The sequence below is a fragment of the Amycolatopsis thailandensis genome (assembly GCF_002234405.1).
GTDB lineage: Bacteria > Actinomycetota > Actinomycetes > Mycobacteriales > Pseudonocardiaceae > Amycolatopsis > Amycolatopsis thailandensis.
In genome coordinates this window covers 1-3,621 of the sequence record NZ_NMQT01000199.1, presented here as the reverse complement: position 1 = coordinate 3,621, position 3,621 = coordinate 1, and the positions used below count along the sequence as shown (strand labels likewise).

The following is a 3,621-nucleotide window of genomic DNA, read 5'->3' as shown; positions in this document are numbered from 1 at the left end:
CGAACCGATCGCGATCGTCGGACTGGACGTGCGCGTGCCCGGCGCGCGTGACGCGCGGCAGTTCTGGCGCAACCTCGTCGACGGCGTCGAGTCGATCCTGCCCGCCACCCGCGAGGAGATGATCGCCCGCGGCGCCGAACCGGCCACTGTGGACGATCCGAGCTGGGTGAACGCCACCGCCGTGGTCGACGGCTTCGACGAGTTCGACGCCGAGCTGTTCGGCATGACCAGCCGCGAAGCCGAGATCACCGACCCGCAGCACCGGCTGTTCCTGCAGGCCTGCCATGCCGCGCTGACCGACGCCGGCTACGACCCGGCCCGTTTCGACGGCGCGATCGGCGTCTACGGCGGGTCGGGGGGTACCGGCTACCTGAAGGAAAACCTGCTGCGCAACGAGCGGATCCTCGCCTCGCAGCACGGCGGAATCGGTATCTCGACCGGCAACCAGCCGAGCTACCTGACGACCTCGGTGTCGTACAAGCTCGACCTGCGCGGCCCGAGCCTCGCGGTGTTCACGGCCTGCTCGACGTCCCTGGTCGCGGTGCATCTGGCCTGCGAGGCCCTGCGCAACGGCGAGTGCGACATGGCACTGGCGGGCGGGGTCAACCTGGAGATGCCGCACGGTATCGGCTACATGGGCGTGGACGGCTTCACCTCGCCGGACGGCCACGTGCGCGCGTTCGACGCCGGCGCCAACGGCACGGTCTGGAGCAGCGGCGCCGGGGTCGTGCTGGTGAAGCGGCTGTCGCAGGCGATCGAGGACGGCGACCACATCCGGGGTGTCGTGCTGGGCAACGCGATCAACAACGACGGCGCCACCAAGGTCGGCTTCTCCGCGCCCAGCGTGTCCGGGCAGACGGAGGCGGTCGCGCAGGCCGTCGGCATGGCCGAGGTCGACCCGCGCACCATCGGCTACGTCGAGGCGCACGGTACCGGCACCGCGCTGGGCGACCCGATGGAGATCACCGCACTGTCCACTGTGTACGGGAACGGGACCGCGGACACCGGCTGGTGCGCGATCGGCTCGGTGAAGTCCAACATCGGCCACCTGTCGCAGGCTGCGGGCGTGGTCTCGCTGATCAAGGCCGTGCTCGTCATGGAACACGGCCTGATCCCGCCGACCCTCAACTACCACGAACCCAATCCGGGGATCGACTTCCCGGCGAGCCCGTTCTATCCGGCGCGCGAGGTGACGAAGTGGGAGGCGGGCCCGGTGCCGCGGCGGGCGGGCGTCAGCTCGTTCGGCGTCGGCGGCACCAACGCGCACGTCGTGCTGGAGGAGGCGCCGGTCCCCGAGCGGTCCCGAACGCCGCACCCGGCGCACCTGCTGCGGGTGTCGGCCAACACCGCGGACGCGCTCGCGGCCGCTGTCGACCGGCTGGCCGAGCGGCTGGCCGGGGACGTCGACCTCGATCTCGCCGACGTGGCCCACACCCTGGCCGCCGGGCGCACCGAGTACCCGCACCGCGCTGTCGTCGTCGCCCGTGACCCGGAGGACGCGGTCGACGGGCTGCGGGACCCCCGGCGCCTCGTTTCGGCACAGGCCGGGGAGACGAACGTGGCGTTCCTCTTCCCCGGGCAGGGTTCGCAATACGCGGGGATGGGCGCCGAGCTTTACGACGCCGAGCCGGTGTTCGCCGCGGCTGTCGACGAGTGCCTGCGGCTGCTCGAACCCGAGCTGCCGGAGCTGCGCGACCTGATCTTCTCGTCCGGTGGCGAGCAGGCGCTGCGGGAAACCCGCGTGACCCAGCCCGCGCTGTTCGTCGTGGAGTACGCGCTGGCGAAGCTGTGGCAGAGCTGGGGAGTGCGGCCCGCGGCGATGATCGGCCACTCGGTCGGCGAGTACGTCGCCGCCACCGTCGCCGGGGTCTTCACCCTGCCGGACGCGCTGAACCTGGTCGCCACCCGCGGCCGCCTGATGCAGTCGATGCCCGCCGGGGCGATGCTGGCCGTCCAGCTCGACGAGGAGAGCGTCGCCGCGAGGCTGCCGGACGCCCTCGCGGTCGCCGGGGTGAACGGGCCCGGCACGTGCGTCGTGGCCGGACCGTCGGACGCTGTCGCGGACTTCGCGGCGACGCTCAAGGCGGGCGGCGTGCAGTGCCGCGAACTGGTGACCTCGCACGCGTTCCACTCGCCGATGATGGACCCGGTCCTCGCCGAGTTCACCGAGGCCGTCGCCGCCGTGTCCCGCACCGCGCCCGCGCTGCCGTTCCTGTCGAACGTCACCGGCGACTGGATCACCGACGCCCACGCCACCGATCCCGCCTATTGGGCGTCCCACCTGCGTCAGGCCGTCCGGTTCGGCGACTGCGTCAAGACTCTGTTCGACCGCGGCGGCCGCTGGGCGCTCGTCGAATGCGGTCCGGGTCATCAGCTGTCCGGGCTGGCCCGCGGCCAGGTCCCGAAGGGCATGCCCGCGCCGCAGCCGAGCCTGCCGGGCCGGACCGAGCGCATCGGCGACGTCGAAACCCTGTACGGCGCTGCCGGTCTCTTGTGGACGAACGGGGTTTCCCTCCAGGCGCGGACGTTCGGGGCGCCCGGCCACCGGGTACCGCTGCCCGGCTACCCGTACGCGCGCAAGCGGTACTGGGTCGACCCGGACCCGGTCACCGCCACCTCGCCCGCGCGGCCGAGCGGTCCGCTGCCCCTGTCCGAGTGGTTCGCGGTTCCCGCGTGGCGGCAGGCGGAACCGGACCTGAGACGCGAGCCGTTCGCGAACGCGCTCGTCTTCGCCGCCGACGACCTCCTGCCCGGACTGCTGCGCGACGCGGGGATGACGGTCACCGAGGTGCGGCCCGGCGACGGATTCGCCGCGACGGAGACCGGGTTCACCGTCCAGCCCGGGGTGCGCGAGGACTACGACGCGCTCGTGGCCGCGCTGCCCGTCCGGCCCGAACGGATCGTCCACGCCTGGACGCTGACCGGGGACGAGCGCGGCATGGCCGCCCAGGACTGCGGGTTCTTCAGCCTGCTCAACCTCGTCCAGGCCTGGGGCGAACCGGTGCGGATCGACGTGGTGAGCAGGGGTACCGCCGACGTCACCGGCACCGACCTGAGCCGTCCCGAGCACGCGACCCTCGCCGGCATCGCCCGGGTGGTGCCGCTGGAGGCGCCGGGCACGGTGGTGCGCCGGATCGACGTAATCGACACTGACCATCCGCAGGACATCATCGCCGAGCTGTTCCGCCCGGCCGACGCGGCGGCCGAGGTCGCGCTGCGGGCAGGCCGTCGCTGGGTGCTGGATTACACCCAGCTCGAACTGCCCGCGAGCGCGGAGCCGGTGCTGCGGGACGGCGGCCGGTACCTGATCACGGGCGGGACCGGCGGCATCGGCATCACGCTCGCCGAGGACCTCGCCCGCCGGGTGCGGGCGAAGCTCGTGCTGCTCGCCCGCGCCGGGCTGCCGCCGCGGGCGGAGTGGGACGCGCACCTCGCCGCGCACGGCATTTCGACTGCTCCAAGTGGAGCAGGGAGGGTTACTTGAAGATGGCGATGGGATGGACGACGAGTTCACCGGTTTCGGGGTCCCAGTCTTCGACCTTGCCGAGACATCGCGCCCGGAACGCGCCGGCGGGCCTGGAATCCCGCAGATCGCCGGTCACGCAGGTGAACCGGAACCGC

1 protein-coding gene is annotated in these 3,621 nt (G+C 72.5%); it reads left to right on the top strand.

Annotated elements, in window-relative coordinates:
* Positions 1 to 3,484: type I polyketide synthase (locus CFP71_RS40995; protein WP_244200024.1), on the top strand; the 3,484-nt coding region annotated here is incomplete at its 5' end.
* Positions 3,485 to 3,621: the final 137 nt, after the last annotated feature.